Here is a 22,767-nt window from a genome sequence, read left to right as displayed (position 1 = left end):
TGGATCGTTCAATTCTTCGTCATCCATTTGTATCCGACTCCCCAAACAGTAGCTAAATGTAAGTCAACTGGAAAGTTTACCTGTCTCAATTTATCACGAATGTTACGGATATGGGAATCAATCGTCCTGTCTTCTGTAATTGCATTGTTTCCCCAAACAGCTTCAATTAAATGCGTCCGTGAGAAAACTTTGTTGGGATTTTTCAGTAGTAAGCCCAGCAAAGAGAACTCTTTTGGAGTGATTTGAATAGACTGTCCTTCATAGATTAATTCATGAGCTGCTCCATCCCACAAAAGCTCCTTAAATTCAATTTTTACCTTGCTTTTGTCTTCTACTCTCCTGAATAGAGCTTCTATTCTTGCAAGCAATTCTGCTTCATCGAATGGCTTGGTTACATAATCATCGGCACCTATTTGCAGTCCTTTGACTATATCCTCCTTCTCATTTCTGGCCGTTAACATAATGATAGGAACATCTGAAAACTCTCTTATTTGGCTGCAGGTGCTCCACCCATCCATTTCTGGCATCATGATATCTAATAAGATTAAATCAGCAGCATTATTTTTCATGTAGGAAATGGCTTCCACCCCTGAATTCACTTTGATACATCGATAGTTGGATGATAAGTAAATACTTAATAAATCAAGCATTCTTGTTTCATCATCCACAAGCAATACTGTTTTCATTCTGTCATCTCCTCTATCTGAATAAAAAACGCACTTCCTTTGCCAAGTTCACTTTTCACCTCAATGCAGCCTTGATGTGCCTCTACCAGTTCTTTTACAATCGATAGCCCCAAGCCTGTCCCGCCAAAATCTCTGGAACGGGATTTATCTACCCTGTAAAACCGCTCAAATATAAAAGGAATGTCTTCTTTAGGAATGCCACGCCCCTCATCCCTGACCTCGATTAAAACATCTCCCTTTTCTCTTTTAACAAAGACGCTTGTTTTGGTGTATGGATCTGAGTATTTGATGGCATTATCAAATAAATTTAAAAAAATTTGTTCAAATCTCATAGGATCGATTAAAACATGTATATTCTTATTACAATTAATCTCAAGGTTCATATCTTTTTCTTTAAATGCTGGTAGCATCTTTTCACAGATAGCATGTAAATAGGAACATAACTGTACTTTCTCCTGATGAATAACAAAAGTATTTTTATCTATTTTGGCTAAGTCAAACAAATCTTTAATCATGTTCGATAATTTTTCAGATTCTTCATAAATGATACCGAGATAACGTTCTCTATCTTCATCCGCAAGGTCCCTTCGTCTAGCTACATCCGAATATCCTTTGATATAAGTTAACGGTGTTCTTAATTCATGAGATATACTGGACAAAAACTCACTTCTCTCTTCTTTAAGATGCTTTAAATCTTTTGCGAGAATGGTTATAGATCGGGACAGATCGCCTAGCTCATCTTCTCCCATATTAGGTAAGTGAACAGAAAAATCTCCCCTGCTCAACTTTTCTGTGGCCCTCTTCATTTGAATAAGAGGAGTGGTTATAGATTTGGTAAGGAAAAGAATCGTTAAGATTAAAAGAGTAACGGTTATGACTGCAGCAACTAAAAAATGATGGTTTAGTCTTGAGATCAAGCCCTGTACCTGATCAGTGCTTTTAAACATAAACACATACCCTTTTTGTTGTCCATTAACGGCGTAAGGGCTGACAGTAGAAATATACTTTTCACTTTTCCACCTGTTCTCCAGTATTTTCCCGTTACGAGGAACAGATTCAATCTTTTTATATAAAATTTCTTTCTCTTCCTCAGCTAGTTTAGAAGAAGAGATAATTATGTTCTTCTCCCGATCAGTAATAATAACTTCCGTGTCGGCATTCCATTCCATTACAGCAATATGATGAAGAGTATCCTCATTGTATGAATCTTCCAGAACTTCTCTGTGATTGTTCCCTCTTGCCTGCAATGCAATTAATTCTTCCTCTACTCTGCTTTTCACCATGCTTGTATGTAAAAAAAAGAATAAGCAGACTTCAATTATCAACATAACAAAGAAAAACCAAAGGCCTAGTTTTATGGTTATTTTATTGATTATCATCACCACTTTTTAATTCACTGCCTATATCATACCGAATAAGCATCGATTTTTTGTGCAGTTTTTAAGGAGTTTTTATTAAAACGTTAAAAAATAAACGAAGCGGGTAGACTTTAATTGATAAAAAAATAAAGGAGGATGTTTTTATGAATGCAACGTACGAAGAATGTATTAAAGCTTGTATCGAGTGTATGAAAGCCTGTAATGCTTGTTATGATGCGTGTTTAAACGAGAGTGATATAAAAATGATGGTTGACTGTATCCGATTAGACAGAGAATGTGCTGACATTTGCTCATTTGCCGCAAAATCCATGCAATCTAACAGCCCGTTTGCCAAACAAATTTGCCAGTTATGTGCTGATATTTGCGAAGCATGTGGAAACGAGTGCAAAAAACATGATCATGATCATTGCCAGAAATGTGCTGAAATGTGCTTCCGTTGTGCTGAAGAGTGCCGTAAGATGGGAGCTTAGAGCTTAATCTAATGTGGGTAGGAACCAATTAGAACAGCCTATACACATGATCGTGTATAGGCTGTTCTAATCTGTTTGTTTTGCTTTCTTGTTTGATCAGTTCACTATATTCTCAAATAGGCAAAATAAAATAATAATCTTTATACTTTTAACTCTTCAATGGTATTCAAAAACTTGTCATAACTGTCTTTTCAAAGAGAATAAATTCGTTTAAAAACGATAAAATTCATCTTTCTGCTAAGGCTCCCGGTTGTTTTTGTGGGATTGCTTTCATTGAATTTGGTTTCCTTTCTTGTTTATTTCCTACCTTCTCTTTTAGCTCATCGTTCCAGTCTTTTTCATTACTAGGAATATCGATCTTTAACATGTCATTATTGACTACCTGCTTCACCTTCTCAATAAATTCTTTTCCAGCTTTATCATTATCAACCGCAAGAACAACGTTGTTAATGTTTAATCCTTCTTTTTTAGCTTCAAGGTAGGAATGGAAAACTGTTTTTAGTTTCATCCCATTCCTGCTTACCATTCGAGCGTTTGTCAATTTTTCTTGCTTAATGCTCCAATAAGAGAGTAGATCAATAGGACTTTCAAAGAAGTAAATGGTATCAGGCCGACCTACATCTGCTGTAAAACCTGATTGTTCCTTCCCATTTTTCAAGATTTGCTTAAATGAAACTCTCTTATTATCTATTTTGATAGTACCCTGTCGCTCTGCCCCAATGATTTTTCCTTTGCCGCCTTTTTCTCTCCATTTAAAGACGACATTCTTTTTTTGGTCTTGAGCAATCAGGTCTTTTAAGATTAACCAATTTACCAGATGGGAATCTATTTTGCAGTCATTGGTTAAATAGCTGATTGATCGTTTAGGGGTAGCGTCAGGAAAATGCGGATTTACAACGTTAAGGAATTTTAATATTAAAAAGCCTGATTGCTGAACTAATCTTGGACGTTATCTTTAAGTTCTAAACCCCTCCATTTTCAGTATCAAATTCCCCAAAAGCCAGACAAGCTAAATTTAATAAAAATGCACATATTAGCCCACTAACGAAGCTAATTATGTGCAATAAACTATTTATGTACACGGTCAAAATAGTATCTATATACATATGTACCAATGGATCGGATATAAAAATTAATTAAGTACACATGTTTTTATATAGATATGCCAGCGTCACAGGCTGAAATCAGGGCTTCTACGTCATTTCGTTTGATTAAAGAATAAATAATTTTTAGCTGTTTTTTTGTTCCCAGGTCTTCTTTCTCCCTGTTACGCGGATCGCTTTTTACTTTGTAACGAAAACTGGATGGGATGAAAGAAAAATTTTCCATACTCCATTTTTTCAACTTTTCATCATAATCTTTTGCGTCATAAAGCTGCAGTAAATGCCCAAAAGCCCAAGTAATGATATAGCCATTGCCCTCAAAATAACCATCTTTCTTCGTTCTTATTTTTAACGCATCGGCAATGTTCTTAGCTACAGACGGCTTTTCTGCAATAATAACCTTCATTCGATTAAACTCCTTAATCAGTGTAATGTTAAATATTATATCTATTTCCCTGTATAGTTTAAAGAAATGATTCTTTGGAATTTTGAATGAGTAATGAAACTGCAGTTCGAGGAAAGGTAAGGAGTTTAAAAGTCATTGAAAATTAAAGTAAAAGAAGTTTTAAAAAATGGCATTCTCACTGGCTATATTAATCATTTGTAACCTTCAAATGGTTTTAGTTTACCAGCCACAGCAGGCTTCTTGATTCGTTATACAATAATAAAGTGTCAAAAAATAGGCGGCGCTTCCTCAGCATCGCCTTTCTTCCTATCGAAGTTGCCTATCATATATCTTCCATTATCCTTCGTAAATATCTGTTTTGTTTAATATTTTCCTTTTATTCTTTATTCAATTCCTTTGTACTTCTCACTGTATCAATTGGGCGAACTAATTTTTCTATTTCTGCACGCTTAGGCTCTAAAAATGGAGGCAGGGATAACTTTTCCCCAAGCGTTTCATAAGGTTCATCTCCCATAAAACCAGGACCATCTGTAGCAAACTCAAATAAAATTTGTGGTGCAACTCTTGCGTATAATGACTCAAAAAAGTGGCGATTTACATGACCAGATGTATGGAATCCAAAACTACTCATCCGCTCAATCCATTCCTCTAATACTGGGCGGTCCTCTACTCGGAATGCCACATGGTGTACCATGCCAAAACCTTGTCGGGCTTCAGGAAGAACCGCGTTATATTCTACAATGACTGAGGCGCCATTTCCGCCTTCACCAACTTCAAACAAATGAAATGATCCTTCTTGAGCAGTCTCTTTAAATAGTAGAACTTTTTCCATCATTTCTTTAAAGTAGTCAAAGTTCGCAATACGAACAAAAACAGGTCCTAAACCAGTAATTGCATATTCTAATGGAATTGGACCCTTTTTCCAAGGTGTACCGGATTCCACCCCTTTATTGAATTCATCTGAAATCAATTGATATTTCTGGTCATCAAAATCAACGAAAGAGAGAGTTTTCTTACCAAATTGTTCTTTGATTCCAGCATGTTTGACTTCTAGACGATCAAAACGTTTTACCCAATAGTCTAACGCAGCATCACTTGGCACACGGAAAGAGGTCTTTGAAATTTCGTTTGTACCATGTACGCCTTTTGGAATGTCAGGGAAGTCAAAGAAAGTCATGTCTGTTCCTGCGCTGCCTTTATCATCTGCAAAGAATAAATGGTAGGTTTGAATATCATCTTGATTTACCGTTTTTTTAACTAAACGCATACCTAAAACATAAGTAAAAAATTCATAGTTCTTTTCTGCACTACTTGTAATAGCTGTTACATGATGGATTCCTTTTAGATTGTTCAATTGATATCCCTCCAATAAAGCTAGATTTAATCTAAGATTAATGGCCGTAATTTTCCTTCGATTTCTTTTCGTTTTGGTTCCAAAAATGATGGAAGTGCTAGTTTTTCTCCCATTGTTTCCATTGGTTCATCTATCGTAAATCCTGGTGTATCTGTTGATAATTCAAATAAAATACCATTTGGTTCCCTGAAATATAATGCCTTAAAGTAATACCGTTCAACTTTCCCTGAATTGGGTAACCTGTATTCTTTCAAACGCTTTGCCCATTTATCGTATTCTTCCTCATTCGGAACACGGAAGGCAACGTGGTGAACACCTCCACGACCTAAACTGGCTCTTGGCAAATCAGGTCTTGTTTCAATATGAACCTCCGCGCCGCTCCCGCCTTCGCCAGTTGCATAAATCAATATATCCGGATAATCTCCTTCAAGTGACGGATAAGAACTGACAAATCGAAAGCCCATAACTTCTGTTAAAACACCAATAGTTGGTTCTGCATTTGCGACTGTGAAGGTTACAGGTCCTAAACCAATAATGGCATGTTCTAACGGAATGTCCTCCCTTTGCCAAGGAACTCCTGCTCTCACACCTTTTTCACCGTTATCGGCCGCTAGGATTAATCGAGTCCCCTCGAAATCTCTGAAAGCCAATGTATCGCGATTTGCTCTTTTTCGAATATCATCATGTTCAACCCCATATTGTATAAAACGCTCTTTCCAAAATAACAATGAATCTGAATTTCTAACCCTTAATGATATAGTAGAAATATCTGAAGTTCCCCTGTATGTTTTTCCAAGATGCGGAATATCAAAGAACGTCACGTCAGTCCCTGGAGTTCCTTCCGCATCAGCATAGAAAAGATGATAGGATTCCGTGTTATCTTGATTAACGGTTTTCTTTACCAATCTCATTCCTAAAATTTTTGTGTAAAATTCATAATTCTTTTCCGCTTTTCCTGTCAATATTGATACATGATGTAATCCTAAGAGCTCCACCTTATTTCACTCCTTTAACAATCGTTTCATACCATTTGGCCGCAGCCTCTACTTCTTCCATGGTCAATTGATGTCCCCTATTTTCCCAGTGAAGCTCTACATTTGCCTGAGCCTTTTCTAATAACGATTGCAGTTCAACTGATTCCATTGGTGAAATTAATGGATCATTTGTTCCAGCAGTAATAAAAATTGATTTTCCTGATAAAACAGGAAGGGCCATGCCTTTTATGGGCACCATCGGATGGTGGAGTATAGCGCCCTTTAAAGCATTTTGATAGTGAAACAATAAACTGGCAGCGATATTTGCACCATTGGAATAGCCGACTGCAAAAATGTTATTGCGGTCAAATTCATATTTTTGTGCTGCTTTGTCAAGAAACTCATTTAATTCTTTTGTTCGAAATTTAAGATCCTTTTCATCAAATACTCCTTCTGCCAATCTTCGAAAGAAACGGGGCATCCCATTTTCTATTACATTCCCACGCACACTTAATACAGGAGCCTCATCATCAATTTTCTCTGCAAGAGGTAAAAGGTCTAGTTCATTTCCGCCCGTACCGTGAAGTAATAATAAAGTAGGTTTGAATGGATTCGAGCCTTTTTGAAATATATGTTTCATCATTTTTTCTCCTCACAACCACAAAGGGTAAATTGTTTGTCTCAGTTAATTAGACTGAAATTATTTTTTCCATTTAAAAATTGCTAACACATATAGAGTATATTCATTTTTAAGTAAATAACTTTAATTTGAGTCATTTTAGAATAAGAATGCATCTAGAGCATATTGTCCAGGGCCAACTAAAGCTATACCGATTGCAACTGCCAGCAAAGTTAAGTTATACTCATAACCGTTTGATGTTGCCCATATTCCATTTGGACCGTGCACTTTCACAATCGCCATTACCATGGTTCCCGCAATGATTATTCCTGCAAGTGGAGTAAAGAGTCCTAATGCAAACAATGCTCCCCCAACAAGTTCTGCTAGTCCTGCAAGCAGGGCCATGGTTACCCCTGGTTTCATGCCAATGGATTCAAACCAGCCTCCTGTACCTTTTAATCCATAACCACCGAACCAGCCAAATAATTTTTGAGCACCGTGACCTACAAAAAGAAAACCTACTACTAAACGAATGATTAATAAACCAACATTTATCATGTCAAAATCCTCCTAAATTTATTTTATCTCGAATTCGAGATATTAGTTTAAAAAATGCAAGTTTAAAGTTTATTCCTTACTTTTCTTAAAAGATCCACCAAAGTCTCTGCCTCACGAGAATGTAATGAATCAAACGTGTCTTCAACTACCTCATACGATCCCAGCATGATTTCGTTCATCAATTCATTTCCATCATCAGTTAATATTGCATATATAACTCGGTGATCATTCGGACAAGCATTTCGGCCTAATCCCTCCTTGTTCCAGCCTATCTATGACATAGATCACTGAACCGTTCGAGATCAATATTCAATTTCCGATTTGTTGAACTGCTTGCTTCATCCTTTGATAAAGTACCTCTAAAACAGAAAATCCGGTAATACCTAACTTATTTTTGCATTACTATTAAAAAGGGTTGATTATTGCGGCTCTTCTCCTTTTATGTCGCCTCCTCGAAGTTATCTCTAATTTAATTATCTCGAACACGAGATAATATTAATACTTATCATTTTTTTTGTCAATCACTTTTTTATTTTAAGTTTGTTATAAATTTCTTTTTTGTTGAACGACGCTCCCAGTCAACTTAAGTACTGAGTACATCATATCTTGTGTAAATAAACGGACGTTCGAAAAAATGTACTTTTGCGAACGAAGCGAGAGATATCAATCTTGCAGGAGCGTGCTAATAAAGTATAAATATTTATGTTGAGATATTTCATTAATGAACTGCGCCATATCTTTTTTTCTCATATAAGCTTATGTTCCATTGCTTAACAAAGAATCTATCTTATAGCGGAAGTTTAGAGGGTGAAAGTGATGGGAAAATTCAGATAAAGAGGAACAACAAAGGAGGAAGTTGTAAAATGAAAGACAACAAAGAACAATTATCTAATACACCGACAACTGGTAAGCAACAGAATCCTAATTCAGAAGAAAATACACAGCCATCATTTCCTGTTCACCCTGACACAGAGTCAGCTGGAGCTGGTGGAATGGTTTCACCGGATTAAAAAACAAATAAAGTATAAGCAAGAGAGCTCTGCAGCTGGGGAGTTCTCTTGCTTAAATCTTATCAGGATAAGCACCATGTTAGTTCAACAAAAAACGTTTATCAAAAAGTTCACTTGCAATTTATTGTTCAACCCCATAGTATTGCTTCAATATTTCACGGATAATCTTTTCTTCATTTTCTTCCGAACCATGACTTTCCGTCACAAACTCATCGCTACATTTATCTTTTATTAGCTTGAACCCTGTATAATGAAAATCGATTTCTTCGTCACCCTTAGATGTTGAAAATCCACCTGTTCCGAACGGGCTAACACATTTATTGCTTATAGGCGTTCGATTACTGTTTTCATCTACGTAATAGTATTTATCGGTTACAGTGCCATAGTCCATATCCGGTTTCGAAGTTAAGAAATATCCTTTTTCATTAATAACATGTACTTCATAACCATCCTCAGTTTCAACCATCGGTGCTCCTTTTATATTGTAGAAAGTATAAACATCTCCTGCAAATCCTTTAGGTATCAAGTAAATATCATCAGTTTCATTGCTTTTATCAATAAAAAAGAGCGTTATTGTCGTTATAGCACTTGCTATTAATATACTTAAAGCTACCTTAATTATATGGGAGAATCGTTTACTCCTCCCAATTAACATATAGATACTAAAGGCTATTATACTCAGCATGAGCAGAATTGGCGTGATGTAAATCAGTCCAAAGATGAAACTTTCACCAATTGAAAAATAGTAAACATCAGGCTCTCTTTTTGATAATGGGGTGTAATTTATTAATGAACCAACTAGTGAAATAGTTAACGATAAAATTACGGATACAATAATAACTTTTAATAACCTCATGATAGAAATGCTCCCCTATCAATTAAATTTATAAAAAAAATTAATCCTTGGCCATTTTTTATGTACCTTTAAATCTAAACTCCATCTTTATCTTAACAAATGAATGAATAGGAAAATACTCATGTGTTTTTAAGTTTCTTCTTTAGTTACATGGCTTGATTAAAGAAAAGGCATACTGACTTATTCATAAGTACGCCCGTTTATAAAGCAATCAAAAAAACAGTGCGAGATAAAATTTATCTGCACCGATCGAGTTCTTATTTAGTTGTTTCACTTCGGTATAAGAACAACGCCATTTCTCCTCGAGTAATGGGTGCGTTTGCTCCAATTTAGGTAGATGATTTGCCCCGCGTCGCTTTATTTTTCACTAAAGCTTTGACCGCTTCTTCATAACGAGGAGATACATCTTTAAATGAAAGTTCGACGCCATCGACTTTTAATTTATATGCCCGTTGAATCAGCAATGCCATTTCACCGCGGGTCATCGTATCATCGCCCCCCGAAATAGGACGGGGTTTTCCCATTGGCTATGTTTGCCTCTTTTAAAGCAATCACAGCTCCCCATGCCCTTTTTGGTAAATCGGAATAAGGTGTATTCGTTGAGTTTGTAATATCCAGATCCAATATTTTAGCGAACCAAATAGCTGCATCTACTCGCTTAATATTGTCATATATCCCAAATTCATTTTTTGAAAGCCCATTTGTCATTTCTTTATCTACCAATAAATTGACTGCAGACGAATATCTGGCCGTGACATCTTTAAAGTCCGCTTCATGTTTGACTGACATCTTATACACTCAGCCCTGCCAAAGCACTTGAGCAGAGGGTATAAATTAATAGGTGCCTTTCGGAAGGGCCATTCTCCTCGATGAAATTTCTGGTTTCCCACTGCCTCCACTACTAATGTGGGAATCATATACGGTATCCATTTCATCTGTTAATTGGCAGCCACTAAACTCCGATGAAAAACCAACCGCCAAATAACCATTATATTCCATTTATATTTTATAGTAATCGAATTTATCTGTATAAATCAAAAAGCCTATATAAGCTTTCGGGTCATTTAAAGGGATGGACACCGCTGTATTCCTGGTATTATTAGGCTCTATCTCTTCATTATTTGCAACATTAAACGAGACGGGCATCCCATAAATCCCATGATAGGAATCATTCCCTTGACCCCTTATATAGTACGTCCCCGGTTCAAGATCCACATGTGTTTCCCATTGTATTAGCGGTCCTTGGTAGAAACCTAAAGTATTCCAAAAAATCATAGTTCCTTTCAAATCGTATACATAGACAATTCCATTCACTTGAATTGGCATCCCTTCTGTGAATGTTTAATTCGGTTCAACTTCCGTGTTGTGGGCAGGATCAAGTGTTACTTTCAAGTCATGATTCCCAAAACTGGTTTTATTAAAATCTTTGACAAAAACAGTATACACACCGGGTTCTATATTAACATCTTTGTGAAGAAGTCGGACGTTCCGGGCGACCGTGAAAAACGCCTTCAAAATTACCGACTAGCGCGTTATTCGAATCTCTTAACTCAATTAAAGCAGCAGAAAAGTACACGTTAACATCAATTGATAAAACCCCTGCTTCATTGATAGATACAGTGTATGCATCCATTGGCTCCTGCTCTGATATAGAGCCTGAAACGATCGAATCCAGTGACAGAATGGTATCCGCCTGAACGATTGCGGGTATAGATGCCCCTGATAAAAACAGTAAAAGGTTGTAATAATGATGTTAGTTTTCTTCAATATGTGCCCTCTTCCATATAAAGTCTTCTATCATTTTTATAGTACAGCACACTTTTACTAGTCAGCAATAGACTAATTGTCTTTTTTTAGTGGCCCCCTGTCTAAACACTATGGATATATCCTATTGGTCTCCTTTTCTACTTGGATCTCCACAGTAAACGTATTAAAACCTACAAGTTACAGGTGTAATCGGATCTTTTTACCTATAGATATTCGACTGTTTTAATGAAAAGTTTTAACGGACTGCGACATAATAATTTTATTTTTCTTTCCTATTTAAGACTTTATAATGTGTATAAATGGGGGTGTTGAAATGAAAAAAGAAAGTAAATTATCTAAACTCAAGAGTTATGCAAGAAAATTAAAACAAAATTTATTCGTTCTATATTTATCTTATAAAGACAGTAGAACACCATGGTATGCAAAAGTCGTAGCAATTTGTGTTGTCGCTTATGCATTTAGCCCAATCGATTTAATTCCAGACTTCATTCCGATTTTAGGATATTTAGATGATTTAATCATTGTCCCCCTTGGTATCTCATTAGCTTTAAAATTAATTCCACTTCATGTTATAGAAGATAACAGAGAAAAGGCTGAAGAGATGAAAAAGAACGGTAAACCTAAAAATTGGTTTGTTGGCATTCTCTTTCTGCTAATTTGGTTATTAGTTGTAGTTTGGATCTATAAACTTGTTATACAAGCGTTTTATTGAAAAATGCTTGTTTTTTATTTAGTTAACTAACCTCCTTGTTACACATTATGAGTTAACTGTCGATTATAACGATAGGTTACTTAAACATTAAATCTAGAATATAAAGAACGGAGGAGTATTAGGTGTTAACAGAAGGAAGCATAGTCAAACAATAAATGCCCTAAAAAAGCGCCTTGAGCAAAATGATAATGTAATTGATGTCCAAAGCGAACAGGGGCATATATATAATAAAAGGAGGCGGTAGAAATGGGCATTATCAACGGAAAAGATTTTATTGAACGGTTAAATAAGTTAGAAAATGAAATTTGGCTAGAAGGTGAAAAAATAAACGGAAAAATTTCTGCACATCCTGCCTTCAAAGGAATTCTTCAGTCAAAGGCTTCCCTATATGATTTACAACACGATCCCACCCTAAAAGAAGTTATGACTTACTTTTTACCAGATAAAAAAGAATTGATTGGAACCTCTTATTTACAGCCAAAAACAAAAGAAGAATTGAGGAAAAGAAGAAGGATGACAGAACAATGGGCGAGAGTCACTCATGGAATGATGGGAAGAAGTCCTGATTATATGAATACGGCTGTCATGAGCCTTGCCTCTTCTGCCTCCTTGTTGAAAGACAGAGAAAACTGTTTTCCTGAAAATATCACTTCCTTATATGAACGGGCGATCAAACAAGACCTCTCGTTTACACATACTTTTATTGCTCCGCAGGTAAATCGTTCCCAACTTTACTTGGGATTTTCGAAGGAACCTATCTCAGCCAGGATTATTGATAGAAATCAAGAAGGAATTATCATAAAAGGTGCCCTCCTCCTAGCAACTCAAGGCGGTTTAACAGATGAAATATTAGTTATTTCTTCTCCGCGTGTATTATTTAATAGTGATGAAGCATTTTCCTTTTCCATTCCTTCAAATACAAAAGGATTAAAATTTATTTGTAGACAATCGTTTGTGGGTGGGGAATCGCCTTTTAATCATCCACTTAGCTCAAGATATGAAGAAATGGATTCGATTGTTGTCTTTGACAGTGTATTAGTACCGTGGGATCGAGTGTTTTTACATGATAACGTTGAAGCAGCTGTTGATCTCAAAAATCAAAGCTCCTTTCATACCTTTGCATACCATCAAGTAGTCACCAGACAAATTGTAAAAACGGAATTCATTTTAGGCCTTACCGAGCTTCTTATCGAGACGATTAATGTTAGTGAGTATCAGCATATACAAGAAAAATTCTCTGAAATAATTATTGGTCTTGAAACAATGAAAGCTCTAATAGAGAAGTCAGAATATGATGCGGAGATTGATCAGTTTGGATTAATGTGTCCTAGTATGGTTCCCCTTCAGGTTGCCAGTAACATATTCCCTAAAATTTATCCCCGCTTCTGTGAAATTATTCAATTAATTGGAGCTAGCGGTATGGTTTCTTTGCCTACCGAAAAAGACTTTAATTCTGACATAAGGGCTGATTTAGACAGGTATCTTCAAGGAGTTAATCAAAATGGTGAAGAACGAGTTAAAATATTCCGTCTTGCATGGGATCTTACGATGAGCGCATTTGGCACAAGACAAACCCAATATGAAAGATACTTTTTTGGCGATCCTATTCGATTATCCAGCAGCTTATATAACAACTATCCAAAAGACAGATATGTAAAAGAAATAAGCACATTTTTAGATCTAAACAATTAAGAGTGTCAGATCCAAAAAAACTCCATTTGTATTTCAGATTTTTATATTACTAAATTTTAAATATCTGCAAACCACATATACCCTACATTTATCTCTTGTTTTAACATTGTCATAACCAAGAGAAGCAATTCATTCATATGATTAAAAATAAAAAAGCACCTTCATCAATTACAGAACTTTCTTCATATCTATCTATAATTTTATCTAGAGTTAAAATTGCAAAAAGAAGTTTAAAAATGCTATCTAGACCTTCTTAACAGCCAATCGCTCTACCCGGGGTTCCACAAACAAAACACGGTTCGCTGGCGGTACCTCAGAAGACTTATTCACCTAACTTTACCATTTAAACTGTTCTCTTTTCCAAACATAATCGTTATTTTTGAACCCTTCTAATAATGTTGTTATAATTTTCTAAAACTATTATCAGGTGAAACCATGCGAAAACGATATACGAATTTAGACGGTGTGACAAATAATAAATCATTTAAGGATATGCTCAAGTGGAACAAAGAAAGACGCAGCAAGGTTAAAGATTTATCTGTCAATATCCCGCATTGCCCGAATAAACAAGTTAACGCAATACGTGCAAATCGATCCCAAACCTCTTATACCTGGATCGGCCATTCCACATTTTTAATTCAAATGAACGGGCTGAATATTTTGACCGATCCAGTGTGGGCAAAGCGAATGGGCTTTCAAAAAAGATTAACGGAACCGGGGATTTCACTGACTGATTTACCTGAAATTGATGTAGTTGTTATATCACATGGCCACTATGACCATTTGGATTTCCCCACTTTAAAAAAATTAAAAGGTAATCCTCAGTTCTTTGTACCTGCGGGGTTAAAGTCTCTATTTGAAAGAAGGGGCTATAAAAAGATAATTGAAATGAACTGGTGGGATTGTGTAGAGTACAAGGAAATTGCTATTCACTTTGTCCCTGCCCAGCATTGGACACGAAGAACGATGACCGATATGAATACTTCTCATTGGGGCGGCTTTATTTTTCAAAGCCTTAGTGAAACAATGTATTTTGTTGGAGATACGGGTTATTTTTCAGGGTTCTCAGAGATTGGTCGGCGATTTAATATTGACACAGTGTTTATGCCAATCGGAGCCTACGAGCCTGAATGGTTTATGAAAGAATCTCATATTAATCCAGAGGACAGTGTGAAAGCTTTCTTAGAACTTGGGGCAAAGCTGTTTGTCCCGATGCATTACGGGACCTATTGGCTGGCGGACGACACCGGCACCGAGGCATTGGAGCGGTTATACCGTGAATGGGAAAAGCAGCAGCTGCCAATGAAACAACTAATGGTTCTATTGCTTGGAGAAACGGTGATTTCGTAATTTGTTCAAGGCGCATCCGCCCGGTATGTTACCGACACCAGCTTGAGAGCAATCGGGTATGTACTCCAAGCAATATACCCTCATTTATTTTTTTGAACTACCTAATTTTTACTGCTAGCTGAGGATCAATTTTTAATCTTGTTTTCTTACGTGGCCGAACAGGAGCGCAAAAAGAATAAACAACATGTAACACTTTGTCATTAAACTGTTTTGTAGGATCCCGGAATAAAATGTTTACACTTCTTTAAACCATCACAATATGCAATTAACACCAAATACTTATAATAAAAACCAGGTGAGATAGCACGCGTGGCTATCACAGTATCTGGCGAAAGTGGGGCCGATACTCTTTTGCTGTTTGCTTATCTATTTTTAATCGCTTCCAATTGTATATTGCAACCCTCCCAAGTGATAAAATAATCACTGAAACTCGAAAGAAAGGCGATCAGCATGGAAGAGAAATAAATATAGCCTAACAATCGTTTACGACTATAAAGAGCATCTTGATATCGTTTCTTGCTGACAATTACAGGAACGCTCAATTTAAAAGCTCAATGAACAATAAAATTTGAGCAAACAACAGATAGCCATCCAACTGATTTTCATATACCTACGATGAATCCTGGCTCTGCCTAGTCCCTATGTGATAGCACTTATGCTCTTCTCTATTTTGAAAACAAAAAGCTGAGTACCTTTTAGATACTCAGCTTTTTGTTTTCTCTTGCTTAAAGTATAACCCTTTAGGAGATATTCAAGCTCTCGGTTAAATAAACTGATCAACCTCTAATCCGATAACGCTAACCCTCTGCGCGCAAAAAAACAAGGTAAAGTAAGTGTACTTTGGCGAACATTCTGATAGAAGCTCTTGATAATTAACAATAACATGGTTTGATCACTATAACTATATTACCTGTGAATTTTTCCAAAAGAATGTAAATTCCCTCTGGAAATTAAGCATGCGTTAATAAAAGTTTTGATACACAAAGACTTGTAATATTGATTTTCTTAATAAAGATCCTAAGAATACTGCATTTGAAAGTGTCGATAAATTCATCTCAATATTTTTATAAATGTACAAATTTGTCTAACAACATACATTCAGTAAAAAAGAGGATCCAGTCAAAAATTAGGATCCCCTTTCTATTACTTTTTATCTTTCCTGCCTGCCAAGAAGTTACACCTTAAACTGCCCAACAAGTATTTGTAACTCTTCCGCCATTTTAGACAATGACGAAGCGGAAGATGCGATCTCCTCCATAGACGCCAGCTGTTCTTCTGAAGCCGATGCCACATTTTGAGTATTAGATGCGGAAGACTTGGCTATGCCAGCCATTTCTTCTATAGAAGCATTAACCTGTTCCGCGCCAGCCGCTATTTCTTCCGATATGGCCGAAACCTCTTGCACCTGAGAAGCCACCTGTTCAACCGAACTTAGAATCTTTTGAATTCCTTCACCTGTCTTATAGACAATATCCGTCCCCATTGCCACTTCTTGGCTCCCTTTATCCATTACATCTACTGCTTGTAGTGTATCTTCTTGTATTTTTCCAATAAAACCAGCTATTTGATCGGCAGATTCCTTCGATTGTTCGGCAAGCTTTCTCACTTCATCCGCCACCACAGCAAAGCCTTTTCCATGTTCACCGGCTCTAGCCGCTTCAATTGCGGCATTAAGTGCCAACAAGTTCGTTTGATCAGCTATCCCTGTAATGATTTCAGTAATTCTTCCGATTTGTTGCGAGTGTTCTCCTAACCGTTTAATAACATTAGCAGCCTCTTCCACAGACATGCTTATATGATTCATTTGTTTCGTCACTTGTTGAAGTGACTCATTTCCAAGACTTGCTTCTTTACTCGTTTCTGTCGCTGCTTCCGACACAGTGGCAGCCGTTTCAGCAACTTGTTGGATATGAATCGTTATATCTTGCATCGCCCTTGAACTTTCCATTGCCCCATGCCCCTGGTTCTCTGCACCTATGGATACTTTCTGGATAGATGTAGCGATTTGGTTCGTTGCTTGTGTTGTTTGTTCCGCACTCGCCGTCAGCTCCTCAGAAGATGCAGCCATCTGTTCAGATGTCAAACTGATTTGACGAATCATCTCCCTCAGATTATTAATCATTTTATTAAATGAACCAGCTAGTTCACCAACTTCATCTCGCGATTTGATAGAGAGTTCTTTCGTGAGATCTCCTTCTCCCTCTGCAATCTCCGCTAATTGTTTGTTTATATCTAAAATGGGACGTACTATAGACCGGGTGAATAATACGCTACAAGCAATAGCAACTACTCCTGAAATCACCAACACGGTAACTATCATTGAAAGCAATGTTAGTATACTCTTATCAATAACCTCGATTGGTGCTCCTACGAACCACATGCCAATAACCTTCCCATTTTGATCATTTATAGGTTGATACATTGTTAAATATTCCTGCCCGACAACATCAGCTTTTCCTATATATGCTTTTCCTGTTTTAAGTACAACTTCCGTTACTCTGGGATCAGCTTTTGTACCAATTGTTCTTTCTCCATTGTTCCTTACGTTAGTCGCAACTCTTGTATCTCCCTGAAAAATCGTTGCTGCTCCCTCAGTGATCTGCCCTATTTGGTCAACTAATTCATTATTATCATTAATTTTTACATTTCCTTTGTACAATTCTCCCTCTTTAATAGACCACTTACCTTGATGAGTTTCATTTAACCAATTATAGCCTAGCCCCGAAACAGCCTTTATCCGTTCCGTAAACACCTGCATCATCGCTTTTTCGATTTGATACTTAGCTACTAAACTGATATTGACAGATAAAAAAAGAATAATTCCAAGTACCAGAATGTTAAATTTACTACTAATTTTGAGTCCTCCAAGTTTCATTAGCCTTTATCCCCTTATTTGCTTAGTCTTTATCTTAAATTGTTCCCCTTCACTTTTTATCATTTCAAGGTCCATGGGTTACCGATATGTATGTCATTCCTCCAAAAAAATCATATCACAGACCTATTCCCCATGCATATCTATCTACCTAGCCTCTCTAAATATTCAGTCATATGATATAAGACAAGTCAAGTGATACATTTTATCCTTCTTCAATCAGCACTTTTCCTGATGGAGTCAACAAATACATCGCTTTCTTCAACTTTTAAGAAACGACAGTTTCTAAACAAACAAAAAGGACGCAGACTGCGCCCCCTTTACTTAACCATTTATTTGTCCATTTTCCCTAGCGTTCATTTCATCTTGTATTTCTGCCTGCATACCGGCAATACTTTCTTCGCGGCGTGCATTTTTCTCTCTAATTGCTTGTTGCTCTGCTGGTGCAGCATTCATCATTGTTTCTTCTGCCTTTCTCATGTTTTCCTTCGTATTTTCTACCGCATTTTGAAGTCTTTCTACATTGTTAGATCTGTCATCTGGATTTGGTTTGTTGTACATATCATTTTCCTCCTTTTAATCATCGTACAAGCGATATCTTTTCCTATTTCTATTGTTTTTAATGATGTCATTTATAGGTAAAATAATTTTGAATTTTGCACATAGTTTTATTTTCATTAAAGTCACGAAAAAACCTTTGTTTTTTTAGCATTTTCAGCCAGTTTATTCGTTATTCCACTTAACGGTTTTTTTAATAACAGAGCGAATAGAATCGTGATAATAAAGAAAAACAGAAGAGCTAATAAATCTTTTTCCACAATGTCCGATACGATCCCTCCGACAGCTTCACGCAGCAAACTGACTGCATAGGTAAATGGAACAAATGGACTAATTTGTTGAAACAATGGAGGGGTTAAACTAACTGGGAACGTCCCCCCTGAACTTGAAAACTGCAGAACAAGCAAAATAATAGCCACCCCTTTCCCAATATTTCCAAAAACAGAGACAAGCGTATATGTCACAGTAACAAAAACAATGCTTATTAATACAGCAAATACAACAAACCAAAATTTCTCTGCCACATAAGCATGAAGAAGAAAAATATCACCTATGCTGACAATGATCGCTTGAAACACACCTATTGTTAAAAACGTCAGCAGCTTTCCAAAGTACACGTGATAGCTTTTGTAACTGTTATCTGGATCCTCTACATCCGTTCTGAACAAGGAAATCAGCAGTGTCGCGCCTACCCAGAGTGAGAGCGTTGTGTAAAATGGCGACATAGCTGATCCATAATTTGGGATAGGAAATACTTTTTCTTCTTTCAATTTAATTGGATTAGCTAAAAAGTCACTTTCTTTTTGGACATCATGTTTCAAGCGTTTAACGAGGTCCTCCAAATCTCTCTCCGCTTCAAATTTTCTAATCTTATCAGCAGCCTGTCGAATCGATTTTTCTAATTCGGGCAAATCTGATCTAACGAGATGAGCAGCTTGATGAACCGCATCTTCTACCGCAGGCAGTTTCTCTTGAATAAAATAAGAAGCCTGCTTAATATCCTGTTCCACAGCAGGCAAATCACTCCTCACAAAATCTGCCGCTTGATGAACCTTCTGTTCAGCTGAGGGCAAATCATTCTGCACAAAGAAAGCCGCTTTATTTACAACTGTTGTAAATGTGTCCATCTTTTCTTCTATATTGAGAACAGCTTCATGAATGTCCGCTTGTATTCGCGGAAATTCTTTTTTTTCCGCTTCCAGCTCTTGTAGGCCGAACTGTACTCCTTCTTGCGCATTCAGTAAAGCCGATTTTACATCCGGCAGTTTTTCTTTTCCCTCTTTTGAAAATTCCTGCTGGGCAGCAGTGATCATGTCACTCGCTCTCTGAGCGCCTTCTATCCCCTCCTCTAATGCTTTTGCGGCTTTATCAAAATTCCGATCGACTTCTGCGGCCTTTTCGGCTGCCAATTGAACAGCAGGAAGTTTGTTTTGAATAAATAATACGTCATTTCCTACTTCCTTTAGTTGAGACATTCGTTCTTCTACCTTTAAAATATCGTTGCCTGCCCCATTAATTTTTGGCAGTTGTTTTTCAAGCTCGACAATTTTTTGGCTTTTCTCTTTGATTTTCGGCAGCTTTTCTTCAAGCACCAATACCGTCGTGCCCATCTCTTTTAAATGAGGGAGCCGCTTCTCCAGCTCTAAAATTTTACTTTCAATATTTCGTATGGACGGAAGTTCCTTTTCAAGTTCAATTCCCGCTTCATTAAACGCTGTTAAAACAGCTTTATCGACTGCTTTAGTAAAGTGACTGCTCACTTTTTCGACGACACCCGCAGCGCCCTTTTCTGTAATTTTCGGGGCAACTGCGTTTAGCTTTTCATTTACCATATAATCAATTTCTGCCTGCTCGGGATTTTTAGATAAAATACTTGTCATTTTCTTTGAAAAATCGGCAGGAATCAATAAACCGGCATAATATTCTCCGTGCTTCACTCCCCGTTCCGCTTCTTCCTGACTGACAAATGTCCAGCCCAATTTTTTATTTGTATTCAAATGGTTCACTAATTCTTTTCCAATGTTTAACTCTTCCCCCCGCGCTGCAGCTCCTTGATCAAGATTTGTCACCGCTACCTTTATTCCAGACGTATCTTCATACGGGTCCCACATTGCCTTTATATTGACCCATGCATAAATAGCAGGTAAAAACATAACGGCTGCGGCAAGCATAATCCCTGTTGAAACACTAAAAATCCTTCTCCAGTCTGTTTTATAAATTTGAAAAACTTTCCTCATAGTTTTCTCATCAACTCTCTATCAAATGGTTATTTGTATTTTGGATATGAATAGAAAATCTATTCCTTCTGCTTTTTCATAAGGCTATGTTAATAATTATTGTTGATAGACGAGGGGTCTTCCGGACCGCCCGCGGAAATCAACAGAAAAGTGTAACAAAGCCTTTTATAAAGTAAAATAACCCTTTGTTACGACGTTGAATGAACGAAGGGAAAATGAGAGCTCTGCCTATTATGTATGATCACAAATCTCACTTCCCCCTCCCAAATATACTCATTAATCACGATAAATAATTATTAAATTCTTCATTTTGACAAAAAATACATTACTTTTCACCTATTCATCTATGAGTTTAAATGCTTATAATTAATATATACATCATGGAAGGAGCTGAAGTGAGTGGAAACAAAGTCTAATTTAATGAAGAAGCTTTTTCCGCTGTTCGCTTTAATCGTCGTCCTTGTAGGAATGATCTCCTGGTCATTGCATAATTCAGACAAAGCGGTCACTGTTTCTTTTTCGTCGATGGAAAAAATTATTAAGCAACAAAATGGGACACCTGTTTCATTACAGGAAAAATCAGATGGAACTCTTTACCTCACAACAAAAGATCATGAATATGTCTCCTATATTTCTCCTGGGAGTTCATCAATAGATAGATTGGTTGAAACATATAATATCCGTTACTCCTATTCCAATAAAGGACCATATGACCGTTGGATTATTGGCGGTGTCGTTCTATTGCTCGCTATTGCAGCAGCTGCTCTTTATAAAAGGGGACAAAGCGGTACTAGCGGAGTAAAAACGATGAAGAATAGTTTATCGAAAGCACAGCCTCTGCCTTCTATTACCTTGCAAGATGTCGGCGGACTTTCAATAGAAATGAAGGATGAAATTAAACAGACGCTTTCTATTTTAAAAAACCCTGAGGATGTGGCAAATATCGGGGTAAAACCGCCAAAAGGCATTTTATTCTATGGTCCTCCAGGAACGGGGAAAACACTGCTTGCCCAAGCCATGGCTAAAGAGCTCAATGCGAACTTCTTTTCAGCAAGCGGATCTGCATTTACTGAATTATTCGTCGGTGTTGGCGCCTCTCGTGTACGCAGCCTTTTCCAGCAAGCGAGAAAGCAAAAACCCGCTGTTATTTTTATTGATGAAGTAGATGCACTTGCTGGCCGCCGTAAAGCTCATGGCGGCGAAGAAGCAGAGAAAACGTTAACTGAACTCCTTGTTCAGCTAGATGGCGGACATGCAAATGATGATATATTATTTATTGCTGCTACGAATAGAAAAGATATGCTTGATGAAGCTTTCTTGCGTCCAGGACGAATTGACTTTTCTTTCCTTGTTCCCCTGCCGGATACAAAGGGAAGACGAGAAATCATTGATATTCACATTAAAGGAAAACAACTCGCTGACGATGTACGATCTACACTTAGTGATTTAGCGGAAAGTACATCTGGATTTTCAGGTGCCGAGCTAAACTCACTTTTTGAAACAGCCAGTCGAAGTGCTATCCGTCAGAATCGAAATACGATCGAAAAGAGCGACCTTGATTATGCATTGGATCGTATTATACTGGGCAGTACTTCCCGTACACTGCATGATCCGGAAACAAAACGGCGGGTAGCCATTCATGAGGCAGGCCACGCGTTAGTCGCTGCAGCTACAAAACCCGGTTCAGTACGAAAAGCAACCATTATTCCAAGAGGACAAGCCCTTGGATATGTCGCGCCCATTCCTAAGGAGCTTCACTTGTCTACTGCTAGTGAATTGCTTGATCAAATAGCAATGATTTTATCAGGTGGTACAGCAGAGCGAAGGTTTCTTGGGGAACATAGCATCGGTGTAAGTGGAGACGTTCAGCAGGCGAAACAAATAATTGAACAAATGGTGGATATGGGTGTGCTGCAAGACGGCTTTACGTTAACATTTGTTAACCAAGAACGTGAGACGAAAATGCAAGAGTTATTCCAGAAAGCATTATCGATATCCGAAAGTTTAATACAAGAACACGAAAAACAATTCCATCAATTAGTGGATGCTTTACTGAAAAAGGAAACGTTGGAAGGATGGGAAATAGAACAAATTGTGAATGGTACGTATACATCAGAAACGAGAGAAGCCGTACTCGTCTAATTCCCCCTTTCTTTATTTAATA

General features: G+C 37.1%; 20 protein-coding genes and 3 pseudogenes. 6 read left to right on the top strand and 17 right to left on the bottom strand.

Translation table 11 applies throughout. The features are described 5' to 3' along the window. Positions 1-8 precede the first annotated feature (8 nt). Both QYG89_RS05520 and QYG89_RS05515 read right to left on the bottom strand, forming a co-directional pair. Positions 9-686, bottom strand: a complete 678-nt coding sequence (locus QYG89_RS05520; protein ID WP_404315382.1) for a response regulator transcription factor — start codon at positions 684-686, stop codon at positions 9-11. After that, the gene (locus QYG89_RS05515; RefSeq protein ID WP_404315380.1) at positions 683-2,065 is read right to left on the bottom strand and encodes a sensor histidine kinase; all 1,383 of its coding nucleotides are present in this window, start codon (positions 2,063-2,065) and stop codon (positions 683-685) included. The genes QYG89_RS05520 and QYG89_RS05515 overlap by 4 nt, the downstream gene beginning before the upstream one ends. A gap of 143 nt (positions 2,066-2,208) precedes the next feature. Here QYG89_RS05515 and QYG89_RS05510 point away from each other — a divergent pair, with 143 nt between their 5' ends. Further along, positions 2,209-2,535 carry a four-helix bundle copper-binding protein gene (locus QYG89_RS05510; RefSeq protein ID WP_404315378.1) on the top strand — a complete coding sequence of 109 codons (327 nt, stop codon included), beginning with the start codon at positions 2,209-2,211 and terminating at the stop codon, positions 2,533-2,535. Between the two features lie 226 nt (positions 2,536-2,761). Here the strand turns inward: QYG89_RS05510 and QYG89_RS05505 are convergent, their stop codons facing one another. The 6 genes and pseudogenes from QYG89_RS05505 to QYG89_RS05480 form a co-directional block, all read right to left on the bottom strand. Beyond that, positions 2,762-3,391 (bottom strand): toprim domain-containing protein, encoded by a 630-nt coding sequence (locus QYG89_RS05505; protein ID WP_404315650.1) that lies wholly within the window; start codon positions 3,389-3,391, stop codon positions 2,762-2,764. A gap of 314 nt (positions 3,392-3,705) precedes the next feature. Next, positions 3,706-4,044 (bottom strand): annotated as a pseudogene (locus QYG89_RS05500) (toprim domain-containing protein); the annotation flags it as partial. A 376-nt stretch (positions 4,045-4,420) separates the two neighbouring features. Beyond that, positions 4,421-5,398 (bottom strand): ring-cleaving dioxygenase, encoded by a 978-nt coding sequence (locus QYG89_RS05495; protein ID WP_404315376.1) that lies wholly within the window; start codon positions 5,396-5,398, stop codon positions 4,421-4,423. A 26-nt stretch (positions 5,399-5,424) separates the two neighbouring features. Continuing rightward, complete coding sequence (locus tag QYG89_RS05490) at positions 5,425-6,393, bottom strand: ring-cleaving dioxygenase (protein WP_404315374.1); 969 nt, start codon at positions 6,391-6,393, stop codon at positions 5,425-5,427. 1 nt (position 6,394) lies between these two features. Beyond that, complete coding sequence (locus tag QYG89_RS05485; protein ID WP_404315372.1) at positions 6,395-7,015, bottom strand: alpha/beta hydrolase; 621 nt, start codon at positions 7,013-7,015, stop codon at positions 6,395-6,397. 135 nt (positions 7,016-7,150) lie between these two features. Next, positions 7,151-7,549 carry a DoxX family protein gene (locus QYG89_RS05480; protein ID WP_404315370.1) on the bottom strand — a complete coding sequence of 133 codons (399 nt, stop codon included), beginning with the start codon at positions 7,547-7,549 and terminating at the stop codon, positions 7,151-7,153. A gap of 863 nt (positions 7,550-8,412) precedes the next feature. Here QYG89_RS05480 and QYG89_RS05475 point away from each other — a divergent pair. Next, entirely contained in the window at positions 8,413-8,559 is a 147-nt protein-coding gene (locus QYG89_RS05475) for a hypothetical protein (protein ID WP_404315368.1), read from the top strand. Between the two features lie 121 nt (positions 8,560-8,680). On the opposite strand, the gene QYG89_RS05470 is transcribed toward QYG89_RS05475, so the two are convergent. The 5 genes from QYG89_RS05470 to QYG89_RS05450 form a co-directional block, all read right to left on the bottom strand. After that, positions 8,681-9,415, bottom strand: a complete 735-nt coding sequence (locus QYG89_RS05470; RefSeq protein ID WP_404315366.1) for a DUF6843 domain-containing protein — start codon at positions 9,413-9,415, stop codon at positions 8,681-8,683. A gap of 329 nt (positions 9,416-9,744) precedes the next feature. Continuing rightward, entirely contained in the window at positions 9,745-9,900 is a 156-nt protein-coding gene (locus QYG89_RS05465; protein ID WP_404315364.1) for a hypothetical protein, read from the bottom strand. 4 nt (positions 9,901-9,904) lie between these two features. Then, positions 9,905-10,204, bottom strand: coding sequence for an S-layer homology domain-containing protein (locus QYG89_RS05460; protein WP_404315648.1), 300 nt, complete (start codon positions 10,202-10,204; stop codon positions 9,905-9,907). A 210-nt stretch (positions 10,205-10,414) separates the two neighbouring features. Beyond that, complete coding sequence (locus QYG89_RS05455; protein WP_404315362.1) at positions 10,415-10,729, bottom strand: hypothetical protein; 315 nt, start codon at positions 10,727-10,729, stop codon at positions 10,415-10,417. Between the two features lie 145 nt (positions 10,730-10,874). After that, entirely contained in the window at positions 10,875-11,048 is a 174-nt protein-coding gene (locus QYG89_RS05450) for a hypothetical protein (RefSeq protein WP_404315360.1), read from the bottom strand. A gap of 447 nt (positions 11,049-11,495) precedes the next feature. Between QYG89_RS05450 and QYG89_RS05445 the strand changes: the two genes are divergently transcribed. The 3 genes from QYG89_RS05445 (at position 11,496) to QYG89_RS05435 (ending at position 14,936) form a co-directional block, all read left to right on the top strand. Further along, positions 11,496-11,894: a YkvA family protein gene (locus tag QYG89_RS05445; protein ID WP_404315358.1), complete on the top strand. Its 399-nt coding sequence runs from the start codon at positions 11,496-11,498 to the stop codon at positions 11,892-11,894. A gap of 246 nt (positions 11,895-12,140) precedes the next feature. Beyond that, positions 12,141-13,586: a 4-hydroxyphenylacetate 3-monooxygenase, oxygenase component gene (hpaB, locus tag QYG89_RS05440; RefSeq protein WP_404315356.1), complete on the top strand. Its 1,446-nt coding sequence runs from the start codon at positions 12,141-12,143 to the stop codon at positions 13,584-13,586. Positions 13,587-14,021: 435 nt separating this feature from the next. Next, positions 14,022-14,936 (top strand): MBL fold metallo-hydrolase, encoded by a 915-nt coding sequence (locus QYG89_RS05435; RefSeq protein ID WP_404315354.1) that lies wholly within the window; start codon positions 14,022-14,024, stop codon positions 14,934-14,936. 1,174 nt (positions 14,937-16,110) lie between these two features. Here QYG89_RS05435 and QYG89_RS17370 read toward each other — a convergent pair. From QYG89_RS17370 to QYG89_RS05420, 4 genes and pseudogenes are all read right to left on the bottom strand, one after another. Next, a pseudogene (locus QYG89_RS17370) lies at positions 16,111-16,752 on the bottom strand (methyl-accepting chemotaxis protein); the annotation flags it as partial. A gap of 297 nt (positions 16,753-17,049) precedes the next feature. Next, positions 17,050-17,694: pseudogene (locus QYG89_RS17365) on the bottom strand (cache domain-containing protein); the annotation flags it as partial. Between the two features lie 438 nt (positions 17,695-18,132). Then, positions 18,133-18,369, bottom strand: a complete 237-nt coding sequence (gene tlp / locus QYG89_RS05425; protein ID WP_404315350.1) for a small acid-soluble spore protein Tlp — start codon at positions 18,367-18,369, stop codon at positions 18,133-18,135. Between the two features lie 122 nt (positions 18,370-18,491). Further along, positions 18,492-20,603 carry a YhgE/Pip family protein gene (locus tag QYG89_RS05420; protein ID WP_404315346.1) on the bottom strand — a complete coding sequence of 704 codons (2,112 nt, stop codon included), beginning with the start codon at positions 20,601-20,603 and terminating at the stop codon, positions 18,492-18,494. A gap of 399 nt (positions 20,604-21,002) precedes the next feature. Here QYG89_RS05420 and QYG89_RS05415 point away from each other — a divergent pair, with 399 nt between their 5' ends. Continuing rightward, positions 21,003-22,745 carry an AAA family ATPase gene (locus QYG89_RS05415; RefSeq protein ID WP_404315344.1) on the top strand — a complete coding sequence of 581 codons (1,743 nt, stop codon included), beginning with the start codon at positions 21,003-21,005 and terminating at the stop codon, positions 22,743-22,745. Positions 22,746-22,767 lie beyond the last annotated feature (22 nt).

Source organism: Bacillus lumedeiriae (genome assembly GCF_044891285.1).
Taxonomy (GTDB): Bacteria; Bacillota; Bacilli; order Bacillales; family Domibacillaceae; genus Pseudobacillus; species Pseudobacillus lumedeiriae.
Note: the sequence above shows the minus strand (reverse complement) of the source record. Positions and strands in the feature narration are given on the sequence as shown.

Excerpts from the sequence above, each read along its gene's own strand:
- QYG89_RS05470 (WP_404315366.1), bottom strand. The coding sequence starts at position 9,415 with ATGAGGTTATTAAAAGTTATTATTGTATCCGTAATTTTATCGTTAACT.
- QYG89_RS05480 (WP_404315370.1), bottom strand. The coding sequence starts at position 7,549 with ATGATAAATGTTGGTTTATTAATCATTCGTTTAGTAGTAGGTTTTCTT.
- QYG89_RS05435 (WP_404315354.1), top strand. The coding sequence starts at position 14,022 with ATGCGAAAACGATATACGAATTTAGACGGTGTGACAAATAATAAATCA.
- QYG89_RS05485 (WP_404315372.1), bottom strand. The coding sequence starts at position 7,015 with ATGATGAAACATATATTTCAAAAAGGCTCGAATCCATTCAAACCTACT.
- QYG89_RS05475 (WP_404315368.1), top strand. The coding sequence starts at position 8,413 with ATGAAAGACAACAAAGAACAATTATCTAATACACCGACAACTGGTAAG.
- QYG89_RS05510 (WP_404315378.1), top strand. The coding sequence starts at position 2,209 with ATGAATGCAACGTACGAAGAATGTATTAAAGCTTGTATCGAGTGTATG.
- QYG89_RS05465 (WP_404315364.1), bottom strand. The coding sequence starts at position 9,900 with ATGACCCGCGGTGAAATGGCATTGCTGATTCAACGGGCATATAAATTA.
- QYG89_RS05445 (WP_404315358.1), top strand. The coding sequence starts at position 11,496 with ATGAAAAAAGAAAGTAAATTATCTAAACTCAAGAGTTATGCAAGAAAA.
- QYG89_RS05515 (WP_404315380.1), bottom strand. The coding sequence starts at position 2,065 with ATGATAATCAATAAAATAACCATAAAACTAGGCCTTTGGTTTTTCTTT.
- QYG89_RS05520 (WP_404315382.1), bottom strand. The coding sequence starts at position 686 with ATGAAAACAGTATTGCTTGTGGATGATGAAACAAGAATGCTTGATTTA.
- hpaB (WP_404315356.1), top strand. The coding sequence starts at position 12,141 with ATGGGCATTATCAACGGAAAAGATTTTATTGAACGGTTAAATAAGTTA.
- tlp (WP_404315350.1), bottom strand. The coding sequence starts at position 18,369 with ATGTACAACAAACCAAATCCAGATGACAGATCTAACAATGTAGAAAGA.
- QYG89_RS05450 (WP_404315360.1), bottom strand. The coding sequence starts at position 11,048 with ATGGATGCATACACTGTATCTATCAATGAAGCAGGGGTTTTATCAATT.
- QYG89_RS05420 (WP_404315346.1), bottom strand. The coding sequence starts at position 20,603 with ATGAGGAAAGTTTTTCAAATTTATAAAACAGACTGGAGAAGGATTTTT.
- QYG89_RS05460 (WP_404315648.1), bottom strand. The coding sequence starts at position 10,204 with ATGTCAGTCAAACATGAAGCGGACTTTAAAGATGTCACGGCCAGATAT.